Source organism: Planktothrix sp. FACHB-1355, from assembly GCF_014748295.1.
GTDB lineage: Bacteria > Cyanobacteriota > Cyanobacteriia > Cyanobacteriales > Aerosakkonemataceae > Aerosakkonema > Aerosakkonema funiforme_A.
In genome coordinates this window covers 1-15,590 of the sequence record NZ_JACJUP010000007.1, presented here as the reverse complement: position 1 = coordinate 15,590, position 15,590 = coordinate 1, and the positions used below count along the sequence as shown (strand labels likewise).

The following is a 15,590-nucleotide window of genomic DNA, read 5'->3' as shown; positions in this document are numbered from 1 at the left end:
GTTTGAGGAACTGGGAGTTGCTATGAGCGACAAGGATCAAATTCTTGAGATTTTCTTTAAGGAATATGACAAGCTGAAGTCTGAGCAGGCTCAACGCATTGGCTTCCGGGACAATCTACTCTATGTGACGTTGGGCTTGTTTGCCACAATTATCTCGTTTGCGGTTTCTAATGCAAGCAACTACTATGCCTTGCTGGTGGTTCCCTGGGTTTGTCTGATTCTGGGCTGGACCTATGTGGTCAATGATGAGAAGATTTCGGCGATCGGCAGGTACATTCGCTACAAGCTGGTTGACAAGGTGAAGGAGCATACGGGCTACGACGACCTGGAAACACTCTTCGGATGGGAGATTGCCCACCGGGACGACAAGCATCGCAAGCGCCGTAAGATTCAACAGTTGATTGTGGATGAAATTACGTTTGTCGTTTCGGGGTTGATTGCTCTGGGGGCGTTCAGGTTTCTGGTTCCCAACCCACCGATCGGGGTCACGATTCTCTCCTGGGTAGAGCTTTTGCTGCTCATTATGTTGGGGGTTGAGACTTACATTTATGCCGACCTGGGAAAAGGGCGTTAATGTTTAATCCAGGTGTAGCACTTTGTAGTCTATGAGGGTGCTGTTATGGCAAAAGTAAGCCGAGATGAGGAGCGTGAAGAACGCATCACGATGGAAATTGTGGTGGATGCCTATGGTCCGGAAGAGCAGGCAATGGGCTGGTACTACTACTTGCAGGACACGATGCAATTTCCGTTCACAGCAGTGTGTGTCAGTAAGCGACGTATCTCTCCTTTGAAGGAAGGCGTAACTGTGGAGGTGGTGGGCATGACACCGGAGGATGAATGCGAGCAGGAAATGTTTGTGGAGATTGAGTGGGAGGGTGATACCCTGGCTGTGCCACTAATTCAGTTAGAGGCGATCGAGGCAGACCAAAAAACTCAGCAGGCGATCGCTGACTGGCATTACTGGGTGAATCAGGGCTATGAGTTTGGGTAGGATTCAGTACTCGATCGCCTCACTATCGTCAGCATTTTGCCTGAATCTACAACCCAAATGTTAGGGCTCGCTTTCGGCACTAAATGCCGTGTTCATCCAAGTATGCTTTAATCCCCGCCTCCAGATCCTGGAGTGCTGCTTCCAGGTTAGGATAGCTGTCTTTACCTTCGTAAACAGTGCCACCTAAATCATATACCCGGACAAAGGCAGAAATCATTTCATGTTGTCCAATTTCAATCCAACCAATTTCTTCAACAAAGCGATGGATAATTGGGTATTCTTCCTCAAAAGCTTTAGCTCTTGGCATTGATATTCCCAATTCGGTTGGGTTACTCCAAAATTATAGAGTTTGGATACTTCATAGCGTCATAGTTTTGAAAGGGAAAACCATTTTGCTAAAAATGTAACAAATGATTTTATTGAGTTAATTGGTGTACGTGTAGCATCTCACTTTAAATACTGTTGTCTAGAAGAACCAGTATTTTATTCCCCTGGAAGAGAGAGAGAAGCAAAATAATGTTGTAGTAATTGATGAATGAATCGATAACGCTTGCCAATACGTTGTAGCAGCAATCGTTCTGTAGCGTAGTTTAGAAACCGAGAGTAATTCCAGGGAATAAGCCCTTTTTGATACTTTTGTAATCGGTCGCTAAATGAAAGTTGCTCAACTGAGAATTCCACCGTGGAATTTTCAGCAAGTGTTCTAGCAAGATGGGTGAGCCAGTAATGTGTTTGTTGAGGTGTTGGATTATCCTGCCTGTTATAAGATTGACCTTTAAAGCGCCGTGACAACATATGTTTCACATAAGCCCCCATTAAATAATGAAGACGTTCATGTTGAGATGTTAATTCTTGCCATTGATCTATTGCTAAGTTTTGTACTGATAGAGCAACTAAAGTTAGCATCAATGGTGTCCTCACGAATTCAAGCAAGTCTGGGGTTTGTTGCACAATTTGCCAGACTTGCGGTTGCTGTAATGACATTAGATAGTCGTGAATTTGGCTATGAGTAAGATATTTTAAGGAAATCGCTCCATTTAATTGAAGCGGTGTCCGATACATTTGATACTCTTCTAGCCGACTACAAACTACGAGATAAGGAGGCCGCTCCTCAGATGAGAGAAATTGATTAATTGCATTAATGCAAGCTTCCTGACGTACTGTAATTATTTCATCTAACCCATCTAGTATAGGTAGGAGTGCTTGTTTTTGTACCCACTCTTCTCCTAGCTTAGAGCTTACACCGTATTTAAATTTAAGTTCCTTCACTAGCCAGCGTAGGATTGGTAATCGTTCATTACTCCATGATGATAAATTAAATAGAACAGGGATTGGATATTCTGGTTGTTGTTCTGCCCTTTCCAATAATAAACGGGACAATTCAAGTGCAGTAGTAGTTTTGCCAGAACCAGGATTACCCAGAATTAGCAATCGTCCTGAAACATCATCAAAAATATGTAGAATATTTGTCTTCTCAGGCAGTAACATGCTGGAACGGGTTCCCACTTTAATCTCAATGTCCCACGGTCGTCTCACCTGCTCCTGTACCAGTTCTTTACTTATATCGCTCAATACAGCATTGTGCAGAGATTGCTTTAATCGAGAATCTACTTCTTCCTTTACGGATCTCAGCAATAGTATTTCATTGCGAGAGCGTTGGTTTTTACTTAGCACCATACGGATAGCTTCAGCACTCACTCCAGTAATAGACAGATTCCGATCACCTGTCACGATAACTGCATCGTCCGAACTTCCACCCATTGAAATAGCACGATCACCTGTCGCAATGCTGATCTGTCCTGCCCTAGCTGCTTTCACTAAAGTTTGCAGTTGTTTGTCCTTGAGATGTTTTCCTGCCTCGATCTCTGCAAAGATGAGATCTAATTCATTTCTAATAGCAACTGTTCGATAAATATCTGTTGACGGCTGGACATTAGCAATTGCCTGGATGCTCAACTCTTCAAGCTCTAAGGATTTAACCAGTACTCCCCATTGATTAACTAATGCAACTTTGATACTCCCTCGCTGCTCTTCTTGTGCTGCTCTCAATAGAAATTTTGCTTCTCCGTAGCTTCCACCAAAGCGATGTAGAACAACGACAGGTTCTCCAACAGGTTTGCTGCTAAATAAATCACTATCTACCTTGCAGTAAATTGGATACTCTTCTTCCTCGTATCGCCACTCAAATCCCTCTGCTAGCTGTAGGTCAATCGTCATTAAATAGGTTTTTCCAACCTGCGCCTCACGTGGGTATTTGATTATGGGCTTAACCGCGATCGACCTTGATATATCAGTCATTGGATTTACCCTCCGCAGAAGTCAGTTGCAACCTGATCATTGGATTGCCATAGTAAACGTGTAAGAATGCTGCCAGATAAGAGGCACAGGTATTTGCATTCACCTCATCTTCCAACGCTTCCCACACTCGTTCACGCAGTCGTCGCAGAATTTCAGGAACCGTCCATTCAGGATGTTGCCGATGTTCCTCCGAAAACAGATCCACAACCTCTTTTGCCCTTGCGCGATCAATCCGTTTCAACGCGCCCACAATGCCCTTTGCTCCATGCTCCAAAAAATTGGTCAACAGCATTCGATGGGTTAAACTGATCGAAGCATCCAGATGAAGCTGTCCGCTGATAAACACAATACTGGTGCCACCCTTAAATAGTTTTGAGCGTTTAATGTACGCAGTTGGGCTACTCTTCAACGGCTCCTCAACACTAAACCCATCAATAAACACCAGCCCGAACTCCGTCGCTGGCTTTTGCATCTGGCTCAAAAACTCTTGAAACACTGTAAACTGCTGCCGCTGATACCGCTGCCATCCCCCATATTTTTCATGGGCGTACACTAAGACCCCACCCCCACAGCAAGCACTCACGGGTGCTGCCTCTGGCTCCATCTGCCGCTGCCGCACAGTTTGAAATGCAACTCCCACGGGTTTCTTCCCTGACTCCAGCAACTCCCAGGGGATTTCAAACTCAGTGCGCTCATCAATTATCAAACATGGAACTTGATCCAGCGAGTCATTTTGCTGTTGGTGAAGCCATGTCAGAAGTTGACCTGCAACGCAATCAACCGAATTTTTAACCCTGGCATTGCAGTCATCAATAACACTCAACAAATTATCCGCAGTCAGATTGCCCTCTATCTGCTGATGCAAGTCTATGAGCGAGCGGTCAAACTGCCCCCGGTTGGTAAACGTCCTTTTTCCATGATGGGCATGGATGAAACACTGATTCTCCTCCAGCAATGCCTGTATGTTCAGGCTAATCATGCCTTCTGGCAAAGTACTGTCAAGAGCGACCTGTGCTGTGGTTTGATACACCTCCCATCGCTCAGTTACACTTTCGCCATCCAGTTTTGCCAGTAACGTAAAGGCAAAAGCACTGGCGTGATGGGCTGCTCTCTCCTGCCGCACCTGTTCCGGTTCTATTGAGTCATCATTCTTGCCATCCAGCAGATCCGAGATTCCCCGAATGACGATTGCTGAAACGTTTTTAACTTGCTGGGTTGCTTTCAGGAAGCCAAACCCTTCCATCTCAACGGCGATCGCATCGTCGTAATACTCTCGTAAGTACTCATAAACCTTAGCCTTACGCGACGCAATCACCTTTTCTCCCGCTGCGATCGGTTTAACATGGGCGGTGGGAGCAGCATCAGAGGACGAACCTGAACGAATCTGGTTACGCCAATCATCCTTCCGGGCTTCTGCCTGTGCCCGCTGCTTGAGGTCATAATCTGCTTCCCCCAGCTTTGGTCGAGGGAGGGTGCGATCGTCGATGGGCTTGCCACACTCGTAGCCATAAACGATGGATGCCGCTACCACATCGCCAACCTTTACGTCTTTGATGCCTCCCGCAACTCCTACAAACAAAATCACTCTGGGATTAAATTGCATCATGGCACGAACAGCTTCTATGCCTGCGCTGGCATTCCCCATGTCAATCTGGGCGATCGCCACATTCCAGGTACAGTTGTGCGCTTTAAATTGCCCTTGCGTATAAATCGTGCCATTTGGGTGAATCTCTTCTGATAAGCGAGTGGCTTGTCCGATGGGTTCAAGGTGGGCTTCAACGGCTTTATGCTCTGCGCCCAAAGCAGTCAAGATCACTGCCCAATCAGTTGCCGTTCCGCCTTCAATTCCTTCATACATTGCAGACACAGGTTGTTTAGGAGCTTCTGCCTGTGCGATCGCAGTAGGCAACGTACCCGCTTGTCGGATGCTGCCACTTTGCGCGATCGACTGGCGGAAGTTACCAGACATTACCCATCCACCTCCCAGTCCCTGAGCGATGGAATTACCGCAATCTTTGCCCCTAATGCCTGTGCCAATTTCACAGGCAGATCTGCGTAGTACTTTGGTTGCGGATTCAGTACCACCGCCTCAACCTGCTTCAAGCTACCAATCTGCTGTGCCACCTGCAACGCATCCTCAATTCCCTGACGATTGACGAGCTTCTCAGGCTTCTGATTCATCTGACTTGCCTTGAGTGGAACATTCCCCCGCCCGTCGCTAACCACAACCAATACGGCTTGGCGTACCGCACTCCGTCCATGTTGCAGAGCATGGCGTAACGTCTGCAATGCCAAATCTAGTCCATGCGCCAGTGGTGTTGCCTGCCCTCCACCGACCTCCAGCCCATTGCTAATCCTGGGCACCAGCACATTCTGCGCGACAATCTTCTCCGCCTGAAGTTCCTGAGCTGCACTTGCCGCACCTACCTGAATTAGGCAAAGACTGGCACGTTCGACATACGCCCATTGTAAATAGGGCAACAGTGCAGCCTGCCACTGGCACTCTCGCAGACAGGTATAATCCATGACCAGCATCAACATTTGCTCTGGTACCACTGCCCGACGATATCGCCGCAAATCAGTTGGTTGAATAATGAGCGATCGTGAAACGTCCTTGCAAGAGAATGGCTCCCTATTCAAGCTGACTTTACCCTCAGATTCAACCAGCCCCTTTGGAAAACCCTGCCGCTCCAGCAATGCCGATCCCCGAATTTGTTGATATTTTGCTGCTTCCAAAAGGGTACTGACGATCGCCAAATCTTGTGGTGTGGTTGCTGGCTCAACTCCAACAATGGCTCCCCGCCCTAACACGGCATTTTTGAACCGTCGCATTGGCAATCGCAGTGAAGCAGCCTCTCGCTGAACAGTTGTGGTGTCTTCAGGATAGGGATTGGCGATCGCACCATCCATTTGAATCGGCTGCGATGGCAAAGTTTCGGTGCTATCGGAAGCATAGACAGGTTCCTGAACCAGAGCAGGTGTCCGTTCTTTCATTAAAACCTGGTCTTCAGTTCCAGTTTTCCTAATAGAGGAGTCTGGATCGGGGGTTAATTCTGGTTGGATCGGTTGTTCAGGTTTTCTGGAGCCTACATCCAGATGTGGGTTTATTAGTGTCAGACCAATCATCTGTGCTGCCCGATCTACCTGTTGTGCTGTCACTTGGTCTGCTTCGGCAAGTTGAGCATTTGCTTGAGCCAGCCGCAGGAGTCCCAATTCTCGCCGGACACTGTAGCCATCTGTTGGAGAAATATAATCCAGGATTCTTTTTTGGGCTTCTAACGTAACTTCAGGATGGAACAACCCTGCCTGCTGTAACGTACCCACCCACTCTGGTAGCAGCGTATCTTCCTCCTTGTCCTGGTTATTCGATTCTTCCAGCCATTTCTGAATCGCCTCTACGCGATCGCTTGTTGCCAGGTCTTGACCAGCCAACCGAAGAGCAAACCGATCCAGCAAATGAGGCGACACTAATCCAATTTCCGATCGCGAACAGCCAGCTAACCAGCACAGATTTGGCTGCCAGCTGTCCCGGTGCCCATGCCGCTCTAGATAAGCAACCTCACTTCCCATCAGTGCAACACAAGCTCTCGCTGCTGGCAGACTCAACCGGGTCAGGTCTGGAATAATAACCAATCTCAGTTTCTGCTCTCGTCCACCTGCTAGCAGTCCCTGTTGCCACTCAAAGGAACCTTTGGCATCCCCCTGTTGCAATGCCAGTCCACCCCAAAGGTCTTCTTCCGTCTCAACCACCCCTAACTGGACTGGCACAACCTGGCAACCCGTTACCTGTTTCAGCATCCAGGTTAGATTCTGGGCGGCAAACTGTAGGGTGGCGATAGTCGCATCAAATACCAGGATACTCCGCAGCCCAGGATTGAGGGCTGCACAAGCCAACCCTCGTATCAAGGGATTGCTTAAGTCTGCGGTTGCCTTACTCACTGCCTAACAACTGGTCTAGAGTTTCCCTATCCCGATCGTTCCAAACTTCCTGGCTACTTTGCGCCATTTGAGGACGACGATGCTGAAGTGCCAGAGGTGCAACAGCCTTTAGATGACTACGAGTTACCTGGGATACCCCTTCTAGCGCAGCACGTGCCTTCGCTGCCATCGCCAAGACATAATCCCCTCGGTTCCCCTCTGCCTGAAATTCGCCAGATAACTTGATGCATAGTCCCAATATCTCTGGGGAAACCTCAACCAAGTTAAGTTTTTCCTTTGCCTGCTTTAATCTCTCGAATTTTTCTTGGTCTTGCTGCCTCGCGCGAGCGAGCCAGTCAGATGTACCCACCTGCCCCAAGGCAGAAACCGCCTGGTCAAACGCCAGCACGTTCTGAAGAATTGCCAATCGCTTCGCCACATCAGTTTCAGCAGCCACACTCACCATCAACCCAAAGCGATCTAGTAACTGAGGGCGCAACCCTCCTTCCTCCGGGTTCATGGTTCCAACCAAAGTAAAGGCAACTTTCTGGGGCTGCTTATTCTGACCGTCGCGCTGAACCACCAGTACGCCTGTCGAGGTCACGTCCAGGATGATGTTAACGATGTGGTCGTCCAGCAGATTCACCTCATCGACATAGAGCAGGCGATCGTTGGCTTCCTCCAGCAAACCAGGCTGCCATTTTGATTCGCTCCGCATCAAAGCATCTATCTTCCAGCCACCCACTACCCGGTCTTCAGTGGCATTGATAGGTAGGGTTACAGGCAACTGACCATAAACCATCTGAGCAAACGCCCGTACTGCTGTAGACTTGCCTGTTCCTCGCTGTCCACTAATTAAGACACCACCCAAACGCTGGGGAGCGACGTAGGCTATCTCCAACGCTAGCTTAATCTGCTCCTGTCCCACTATACAGCTATAGGGCAGAATTGGTATGGCAGCTATAGCACTCACAGGTTCTTCTCGAAATAGAGGTTTGCACTATCTATTCTGATCTAACCACACAAGCCATTGTCTAGTTCTCAACGTCAACGTAGTGAAGTGCCTAAAACACCTTTCTCTTGCTTAATCTGGTTAAAAACATCCTGAACTTACTTGTGTTCTTAGCGATCCCGAACATCAACGCTCAGGTTAATCACAGTATGGTGCAACTTCAGGAATAGCAATGCCACATAATTGTACTTGCTGGTTTTGATTATCTCGGCGGACAAGCATCGTAACACCATCGATAATGCTAGTTACTTACCAAGTTTGGGATGAAGGAGCTTCTTGTCACCCTACTTTCAAGTATTGCGCGGTCTAATGTCACGGTAGCGACGGTCGAAAGCCACTGGTGCTGAATTCAAGGTTATCTGCTGCCACTGTGTTTTGCCGTTATCGGCACTGTAGAGTATAGTGATTATTTATATGCGCCAATGGCGCACAAATTCCTAAAAAACCAGTAAAACTGATTTGACAGGTCGCCTTACCCAATTTCCTTTGCTATCCACTTTGCCATAGAAAGTTTGCCCTTTGTAATAGAAAGACGAAGAACTTCCTCCATCCAAATTCATCGCTTTCTCCACTCCCAACGACTTCATAAATTTAGCTAGTTCTGATAAGGACATCCCAGAACTCGTAGGCTTTTCTGGTTTTTGCGCCACCATTACCCACAAAAGACTACCATCAAGAGTAATACCAATTGCCGTTCTAGCATTCGGGCGGTTACTTCCTAACGCATCCCGGATGATTTTTCCATTTGCCACATCCGCGAACCCCTCTGGAACTAAACCTAATTCTGGTAATAAGCGTGGCCCACCACCCAAGGCATCTACTAAACGGCAACTATCGGGAATTGGTTCATTGCGAAAGTTAATATCATAACGAATGGTTCCTCCACAAATGTAGCGTCTTAATTCACTCCGATTGAGCATTTTGTCCAAGTAAGGGGCGTTTTTAGGATTATTAATGAAGCGTTCATTGAGTTTTGGGTCTGCAATTAACTCCCCTTGTCGAATTACAATGGAAGTAGTTTTTTGGTTCACTGGGTCGAAAAAGCCACCGTTGATGGCTGCAAATGTTTGATGTGTTGCTGCCACGTTTTCTACGGGTTCAAGTGTTGGAGAAACCACAGGTCTGACAGAAAAACGGCTGGTTTTTGGAATCAACAGTGTATGCACTACGCTTTGTGGCAAGGTGTAAAATTTATATACAATTTCTGCGCTTTGTGGTGATTCAACCGTATGAGTAGAGGTTTTCGTCGGTCGGGTACGGGCATTAGACAATAGTACGACTACTAAACCGAGCGAACTTACGAGTATCCAAAACAGCAACCAGACTTTTTTCATTGCTCACTGTCTAAATTAGCCGCCGAAATTTTGAGTCTCAAGCTCAACGCTTTAATTACGTCCAATAGAGAATTTGTGCCTGCGGGAAGCGGCGAGCGATCGCTTGCTCAAAAAAGCGGCGTAGAGTATTCATGGTGTCTTTATCATAGACATACTTGAACCCAGCAAATTTGTTCCGCTTGATTACTCGTCCCGCTTCATCCAAGTCTAGCTTGCTATGAGGATACCAAGTTTGCAACACCTCCTTCGAGCCTGGAGTAAAGCGGTGAGAGATTAACTCGAATGTCAGATCGCAATCGAAATCAAGTGCAACACCGATCTGGTCAAACAGTTGAGTATAATGTTCTTCCCAATCTTCTATAGGCATAATCGGAGCAATCACTAATCCTACTGGGTAGCCACCACCTCCCTGTTGCGGGGGCAATGCCAGCTTTCGCAATGCTCCTAAACGGGCGCTCACTGGGGCTGTTCCTCCCTCCATCCTGGTGGAAATGGGGGCAGCATTTACACTCACTCTATCCAAAGCAGTGTTTCCCCATATTCTTTCGCTGACTAAAAATTAGTATGCAGCTTGTATTCGTTACTATTACTGCTCATCTAATAGCAACAAAATCAAGCTATATTTATTTAAGAATAAGTTTTAATCAAGTAACCAACTCTGAATAGAATCAACACTTTGGCTCTGACGAGCTTTTAACCGTGATGAATTGGGGAAAATCCCATGCTTACTATCACGGTTTCCCACAATGCGGCTAACGTAGTTGGAATGCTTTCGCAGCGTGCTATTAAGACTCTCAGGCAAGCCGAGTTTTGTGTAGTCAAACAAGAGGGCGATTATGGATTTACGGGTAGTTTGACGATTCCATTGTTACCTGAAGAAGGTTTGACTTGGCAAGGTGTGAAAAGCTGTTTAGAAAATTCTGGATATCAAGTACGAATAGTTTGTTAGTTTTCACAACTCTATCCTGGCATGGCTTCGAGCCTGCCGGGATTATTTTTTTATTGGGCTGTCGCCCCTTCAAGAAGAACAGTTCAATTGAGTGAGAAAAACTATGACTGCGTGGATAAAAAACTGGTTCAGCAATATGGAGAGCTTAGAAAAGCCTATCCTTGTTGATGGGATTCAATACCCAACAGTAGAAAACTTCTACGCCGCCTCCAAAACTTTGGATGTTCAACAAAAGCGTAAAATTGCCACACTTACACCATCAGTAGCTAAAAAATATGCTCGTACTCTCGCCTTACGTTCTGATTGGGAAGAAGTTAAGTTCGCCATTATGCTTATTGGGTTAATCCAGAAGTTTTCTTATGGTAGTAATTGGCATAAAGAATTAATGAATACAAGAGGGGAAGAGTTGCTGGAATTAAACAACTGGCACGATACTGTTTGGGGCGTACCAGCTAATATTGCTCCGGGTGGCCAAGGAAAAGCTATTCCAAATGGTCAGCAGGGAAACAATTGGTTAGGGCGATTGTTGATGTTCCTTCGAGATGAACCATTACTCTGGCAAACTATTGGTAATAATGCCGCCGAATGGGATAACCAAAAATACTTGCTGAAAAGTCAAGAGTGGTTAGTTACTAATCCTAATTTTCCTCCAGTACCTAATATGGCTATCTTGAAGGGAAAAACCATCGATAATGGTACTTTACCTAGCCAACGCTTGAAAGTAGTTATTAGTGGTTCTCGTACTGTGGCACAACTACCCGCAGAAGCTATTAGCCGCATTGAGAAAATTATGGAACTCGGTGCTAAAATTTTAATTGGCGATTGCTTTGGTGCAGATTGTCTGGTGCAAACTTTTCTCAAACAATCTGGGTATAGCCGAGTTACTGTTTACTATACAGGCACTTCACCTAGAAACAACGTTGGATTTGCTAGTGTGAGGGTTAATGGTTCTTATACAGAGCGCGATTGGATAATGTGTTCGCTAGCAGATTATGGTTTGGCGATTCTCAAGGATAACTCTCCTGGAACTCTCAAAAATATCCAAAGAATGCCTGGAAAAGTTAGAGTTATTCAAGTTTAAAGCATCACCAAACAATATTAGCCTAAGCAACAAGCTTAGGTTATTTTCTTGATTTTATCTGTCAATTTCTTGATTTTTAGCAGAGATTTTACCCAAGTTCAATTGATTAAGTCTGGCATCGACTAAAGGCTTAACTTTAGAAATAAAGTGTTCGACTTCTTCTGACTTAAGACCGTGTTTTTGTAGTTCCTCCAGGCTCGACGCGATCGGCAATGGCGTATAGCTACCGCCCTCATACCGCACCCGCATTTTGGGAATCTTTGCGTCAGTGGAACTATTGTCATAAAGTGTCAGTTCAGATTTAGCTTTATCCCAGACAGCCGTGTTAGATTTGCCAATAGCTTGAGCGCCAGTGGGAGTGGGTTTACCTTCGAGGTAAAGGAAGCTGTGGACAGTAGGCGCGATCGCCTCTGTCCGCTGTGCTTGTAACGCCTGAGCTTTGTTAAACTCCAGTTGTAGAGCCACAGAGGGCGGTATAGGAACCACGCTAGCAGTATCATAACTATTGCTAAAGGAGACTTGTGGCATTGCTTGCTGGTTGTCTGGTGTCACCGGGGGGTGGGAAGACACAGTATATTGTTCTTCTTGTTGTGCGTAAGCAGAGTCAACTAACTGCATTTGGTTATCTACTTGTGTATGTGGTGATTCCAACTCTGCTGTCGAACTAGAAGTATACAAGAGAGTTTCTGGTAATTTTGGCATCGATTCAAGGCGTTCCAAGTAGGTATTTGGTTCTCCTGAAGCCTGAAGTACTTCGCCACATCGCTCAATTAGTTGTTGGTAGACCTCTGGTTTTACTGAATCTGGTTTAATGAATAGGACATCATAACTCCGTTGAGTTTCAGACCAAACTAGAGCCTCGTCAGGCGCTTGTTGCCATTCTACCCCCTGTGCAGAAAGCCAACGTGAAGTGATATCACTCAATCGTTTGTCTACTGATAGTCCTAAAGCAGGCTGTTCTTCTACTTCCCCATTGGGTGTCTTCCACTCATGGTCTTCTTTAGTAAACAGTAACGTCGGTAATTGAGTTAGTTTTGTGCGAAATACGCGGGATGCTTCCACAACTGGAGAAACATTTGCTGATTTTTTTTCTGTTTGAATCAGCTTTGTCCAAGTTTCTGGGTATTCCACACTCTCTGGGTCAACCGTGATGGTTGCCGTGGTAGAATTACTGGTCAATACAGCATTCTGGAAAGAAATTCCTTCAACTAATAATCCTGCTTTTGAGAGAGCCTCTTTGCTTTCTTTTTGGGTAAGCACGCCCAAAACTTTACCGTCTACTAGAATAGCAGGTTCAGACGACCGTTCTTTGAATCCCACAGTTATAGTGGCTTTTTGGTTATTGAAGGCGCTTGACCAAAAAGATTTGGAAAGTTTGTTAATCCGAAAAGAATTACCCAGAGTAGTAGTGGCAATAACGTGCGAACCAAAGCCTTTTCCCCGACTATTAAGGGTGACATCCATAGTTTTTCCATCCACCAAGCGACCGGCTTTTTCTAGGATATGGATGCTCGCTTTATCCAATTCTCCCAAAACTTGATTACCTACTTTAATTACTGGGATTGGTTCGGGTTTAACAAAAGCAATTGTCAATGATGCTTGTTCACCCCTCCAGGCTCTAAGAGCAAAGCTATGCTGTTGAATTTTCCCGATTTGTATGGGTGTGCTAATTCTAGGGTGGTTTAGTTGAACTTGAATCGTATGACCTGGGTCAGGGTTAATAGTGGCAAGCGCTTTTGTTCCAATGGGTAAATGAGCGCTACGAGACTCTATCGGAGCAAATTCTTGGTCTTCAATAAATACTAAACTCCGATTGTAGCGGGGATGTTCTGTTGGTAAATTCTGACGTACTTGGATTTGTATTGGTAATTTTTCATCTGTGTTCCACTGTCTGCCCAAATGTTGGTTTGATTCGGCAGCATTAATCCCAGTGACGGTGAGTTTTGTGAATTGAAGTTCGGCTAGCTTTTCAATAACTTGTTCAGGGAAAGCAGCAAAGGAAAAGTTGGATATTTTATATTCTTGACGAGAGGTAGTTTCTGATTGTTCTGTAGACTTTTCTTCAAAACCTCTGCTTGTCCCTAAATGCCAGCAGGCAGATGCCATTGCTTGTTTTTGGTCTGATGGAATACTATTATTAAATTCGCTCAGGAAATCATAAGCTTTTCTGAACATCAGCTTTACCTGTCTTTGTGATAAAGGTGATGCTACTTCAATAGATACATTTTTAGTAATCAATCCATCGCCAGAATGAATTTTTTTTAGAGCTGCTTCGTTCAAAGTTTCTTTAAGCATTTGGCGTGAATGTTCTGATAGAGTTCCCAAGGGCAGAAACTTTGAACTACCATCTTCATTAGTTTGGCCTTCCACTTCTGCTAAAACTTTCCAACGGTGCGTTTTTTGATGAAAGCCTTTTTTATTTTCGACTAACTTAATATTCAAATGCTCCAGTCGTTCACCTATTTTTCTCAAATCCCCATTCTCCCCAAACAAGGCTGGGTGCTTGTATTGAGTTAGGTTACTAACTTCAATTTCCATGCCTTTTTGAGTTAGTACTTTCAAAACTGGGCCTTTTTCGGTTTTTAAGCGTTGGTTTTGAATTGAGGCGGCGTTAAATAGTTCGTCGAACTTGACTTTAGTAGCCTCAGCTTGTTTGAGTTGTTCTTCCGTATAAGTCGGGAGAAATAAGTCGCGAAACTGGACTGTGGGACGTGATTCTAAGGGATTGGCTTCATAGATTTCATTCACAAGCTGTATCATTAGTTCTCTGGGACTTAAGCCGTTAGTAGAAATCCCTGATTCTCGAAAAACATCATGTTGTTTTTTGGATTTAATGTATTCGACAGTCCGATGCAGAAGTCGGAAATTTTCCTTAACTACATCTAAATCGGGAGCGCGATTACTTTTGAAAATATCGACTGCTATCTGATTTTGATATCCTGCTTCGCCAATCATATCGTGGTACATTTGGCGATTCAGGAGCAGTGCTTGGTTAATCAGTTCTGGGGTTAATTCTGTTTGATTAGCTATCTGGGCAAATTGAACAATATAGTCTCGGTATTGAGATTTAATAGGAATAGGATTACGCTGATTATTCTCTTGAGAAATCAGTTGGTTGTAGTGTTCACCTACTGTTTTTACATACTCGACTTTTTGGGAGAGATTTCCGTATTCTTGTAGGAGGTCTATTTCTGATTCTAAAGCTTCTATGGCTGTGGCATGGTTGTTAATTACGCCTACAGAAATTCCATCTGACATGAAGATAGCAATTTCTTCAAAGGGTTTATCTGGGGGAAATGATGCTTTTTCTTCTTTTTTGATGGGTGAGTAGGCGTTTTCTGGCAGGTTTCGTCTTTTAACTTCTTGAGTGAACTTTGGATATTTAGTTGCTGTTTCTGTGCCTATTGTATCACCATCAAAGTCTCTTCCTTGCCGTTCTGATTCTGTTTCTGCTGGCACAATTTCATCGGTTTGGATACCTTTGTCTTGCAATGCTGCAATTCTTTGAGCGATACGTTCTCTCGTTTCGTCATTGACTACTACAACGCCAAGGAGGGGTTTACCATTGGGGTCTAGTGCGTCGGGAACGTATTTATTTTTTGAAATGCACATCCCGTTGGAGTTGAGGTATGGTGAGCGAAAGTTTAAGATTTCTTCGCCTTCTGGAAATCTCATATCACATATTTCGCCATTGATTAAATCTTTACTTGGTATTATCATGGCTCGGTTGAATTTTAGAGTTTTTCCTAAAGATAAGTCTCGCCATTGGTTTTGCATGAATCGTTCTAGTTCGTCAACTACTTTTTGGGATGATAGTAGTTGACAGTGACCTTCTAGGTCGGCTTTAATTAGACGGTACATTATGGGGTCTTGTTGTGAGGCTGTTTCGGTTTCTGAAATGTCGTTTTGTTCGGGATTTTCTTCGATTTGAAGTTGTCGGTTTTTTTGAAATTTTTCGTAGGCTTCACAGTACCGTTGTGCTACTTTTCTGGGGTCTTTTTGAATGG

The 15,590-nt window shown here is 45.1% G+C and carries 12 protein-coding genes; 4 read left to right on the top strand and 8 right to left on the bottom strand.

Annotation, left to right across the window (positions count from 1 at the left end):
- Nucleotides 1-22 precede the first annotated feature (22 nt).
- Both H6S82_RS01325 and H6S82_RS01320 read left to right on the top strand, forming a co-directional pair.
- Nucleotides 23-574, top strand: coding sequence for a hypothetical protein (locus tag H6S82_RS01325; protein WP_190462484.1), 552 nt, complete (start codon nucleotides 23-25; stop codon nucleotides 572-574).
- Between the two features lie 45 nt (nucleotides 575-619).
- Nucleotides 620-991 (top strand): calcium-binding protein, encoded by a 372-nt coding sequence (locus H6S82_RS01320; RefSeq protein WP_190462485.1) that lies wholly within the window; start codon nucleotides 620-622, stop codon nucleotides 989-991.
- A gap of 79 nt (nucleotides 992-1,070) precedes the next feature.
- Here the strand turns inward: H6S82_RS01320 and H6S82_RS01315 are convergent, their stop codons facing one another.
- The 7 genes from H6S82_RS01315 to H6S82_RS01285 all read right to left on the bottom strand — a co-directional run bounded on the left by H6S82_RS01315 (nucleotide 1,071) and on the right by H6S82_RS01285 (nucleotide 10,067).
- Entirely contained in the window at nucleotides 1,071-1,298 is a 228-nt protein-coding gene (locus H6S82_RS01315) for a hypothetical protein (protein WP_190462487.1), read from the bottom strand.
- Nucleotides 1,299-1,474: 176 nt separating this feature from the next.
- Nucleotides 1,475-3,289 (bottom strand): NACHT domain-containing protein, encoded by a 1,815-nt coding sequence (locus H6S82_RS01310; RefSeq protein WP_190462489.1) that lies wholly within the window; start codon nucleotides 3,287-3,289, stop codon nucleotides 1,475-1,477.
- The gene (locus H6S82_RS01305; protein WP_190462491.1) at nucleotides 3,282-5,258 is read right to left on the bottom strand and encodes a 5'-methylthioadenosine/S-adenosylhomocysteine nucleosidase; all 1,977 of its coding nucleotides are present in this window, start codon (nucleotides 5,256-5,258) and stop codon (nucleotides 3,282-3,284) included. Before H6S82_RS01305 ends, H6S82_RS01310 begins: the two co-directional genes overlap by 8 nt.
- Nucleotides 5,258-7,228 carry a hypothetical protein gene (locus tag H6S82_RS01300; protein WP_190462492.1) on the bottom strand — a complete coding sequence of 657 codons (1,971 nt, stop codon included), beginning with the start codon at nucleotides 7,226-7,228 and terminating at the stop codon, nucleotides 5,258-5,260. Before H6S82_RS01300 ends, H6S82_RS01305 begins: the two co-directional genes overlap by 1 nt.
- Nucleotides 7,221-8,180, bottom strand: coding sequence for an AAA family ATPase (locus H6S82_RS01295; RefSeq protein ID WP_190462494.1), 960 nt, complete (start codon nucleotides 8,178-8,180; stop codon nucleotides 7,221-7,223). Before H6S82_RS01295 ends, H6S82_RS01300 begins: the two co-directional genes overlap by 8 nt.
- Before the next feature lie 476 nt (nucleotides 8,181-8,656).
- Nucleotides 8,657-9,553: a phosphodiester glycosidase family protein gene (locus tag H6S82_RS01290; protein WP_190462496.1), complete on the bottom strand. Its 897-nt coding sequence runs from the start codon at nucleotides 9,551-9,553 to the stop codon at nucleotides 8,657-8,659.
- 55 nt (nucleotides 9,554-9,608) lie between these two features.
- Nucleotides 9,609-10,067: a spore photoproduct lyase family protein gene (locus tag H6S82_RS01285; RefSeq protein ID WP_347339448.1), complete on the bottom strand. Its 459-nt coding sequence runs from the start codon at nucleotides 10,065-10,067 to the stop codon at nucleotides 9,609-9,611.
- 207 nt (nucleotides 10,068-10,274) lie between these two features.
- On the opposite strand from H6S82_RS01285, the gene H6S82_RS01280 reads away from it, so the two are divergent.
- Together H6S82_RS01280 and H6S82_RS01275 are read left to right on the top strand one after the other, a co-directional pair.
- Nucleotides 10,275-10,502 carry a hypothetical protein gene (locus H6S82_RS01280; protein ID WP_190462498.1) on the top strand — a complete coding sequence of 76 codons (228 nt, stop codon included), beginning with the start codon at nucleotides 10,275-10,277 and terminating at the stop codon, nucleotides 10,500-10,502.
- A 103-nt stretch (nucleotides 10,503-10,605) separates the two neighbouring features.
- Complete coding sequence (locus H6S82_RS01275) at nucleotides 10,606-11,583, top strand: NADAR family protein (RefSeq protein WP_190462500.1); 978 nt, start codon at nucleotides 10,606-10,608, stop codon at nucleotides 11,581-11,583.
- Between the two features lie 54 nt (nucleotides 11,584-11,637).
- Here the strand turns inward: H6S82_RS01275 and H6S82_RS01270 are convergent.
- Nucleotides 11,638-15,590, bottom strand: a 3,953-nt coding sequence (locus H6S82_RS01270) for a hypothetical protein (RefSeq protein ID WP_199317859.1), incomplete at its 5' end; no start/stop codon positions are given.

Excerpts from the sequence above, each read along its gene's own strand:
- H6S82_RS01325 (WP_190462484.1), top strand. The coding sequence starts at position 23 with ATGAGCGACAAGGATCAAATTCTTGAGATTTTCTTTAAGGAATATGAC.
- H6S82_RS01320 (WP_190462485.1), top strand. The coding sequence starts at position 620 with ATGGCAAAAGTAAGCCGAGATGAGGAGCGTGAAGAACGCATCACGATG.
- H6S82_RS01315 (WP_190462487.1), bottom strand. The coding sequence starts at position 1,298 with ATGCCAAGAGCTAAAGCTTTTGAGGAAGAATACCCAATTATCCATCGC.
- H6S82_RS01310 (WP_190462489.1), bottom strand. The coding sequence starts at position 3,289 with ATGACTGATATATCAAGGTCGATCGCGGTTAAGCCCATAATCAAATAC.
- H6S82_RS01305 (WP_190462491.1), bottom strand. The coding sequence starts at position 5,258 with ATGTCTGGTAACTTCCGCCAGTCGATCGCGCAAAGTGGCAGCATCCGA.
- H6S82_RS01290 (WP_190462496.1), bottom strand. The coding sequence starts at position 9,553 with ATGAAAAAAGTCTGGTTGCTGTTTTGGATACTCGTAAGTTCGCTCGGT.
- H6S82_RS01280 (WP_190462498.1), top strand. The coding sequence starts at position 10,275 with ATGCTTACTATCACGGTTTCCCACAATGCGGCTAACGTAGTTGGAATG.
- H6S82_RS01275 (WP_190462500.1), top strand. The coding sequence starts at position 10,606 with ATGACTGCGTGGATAAAAAACTGGTTCAGCAATATGGAGAGCTTAGAA.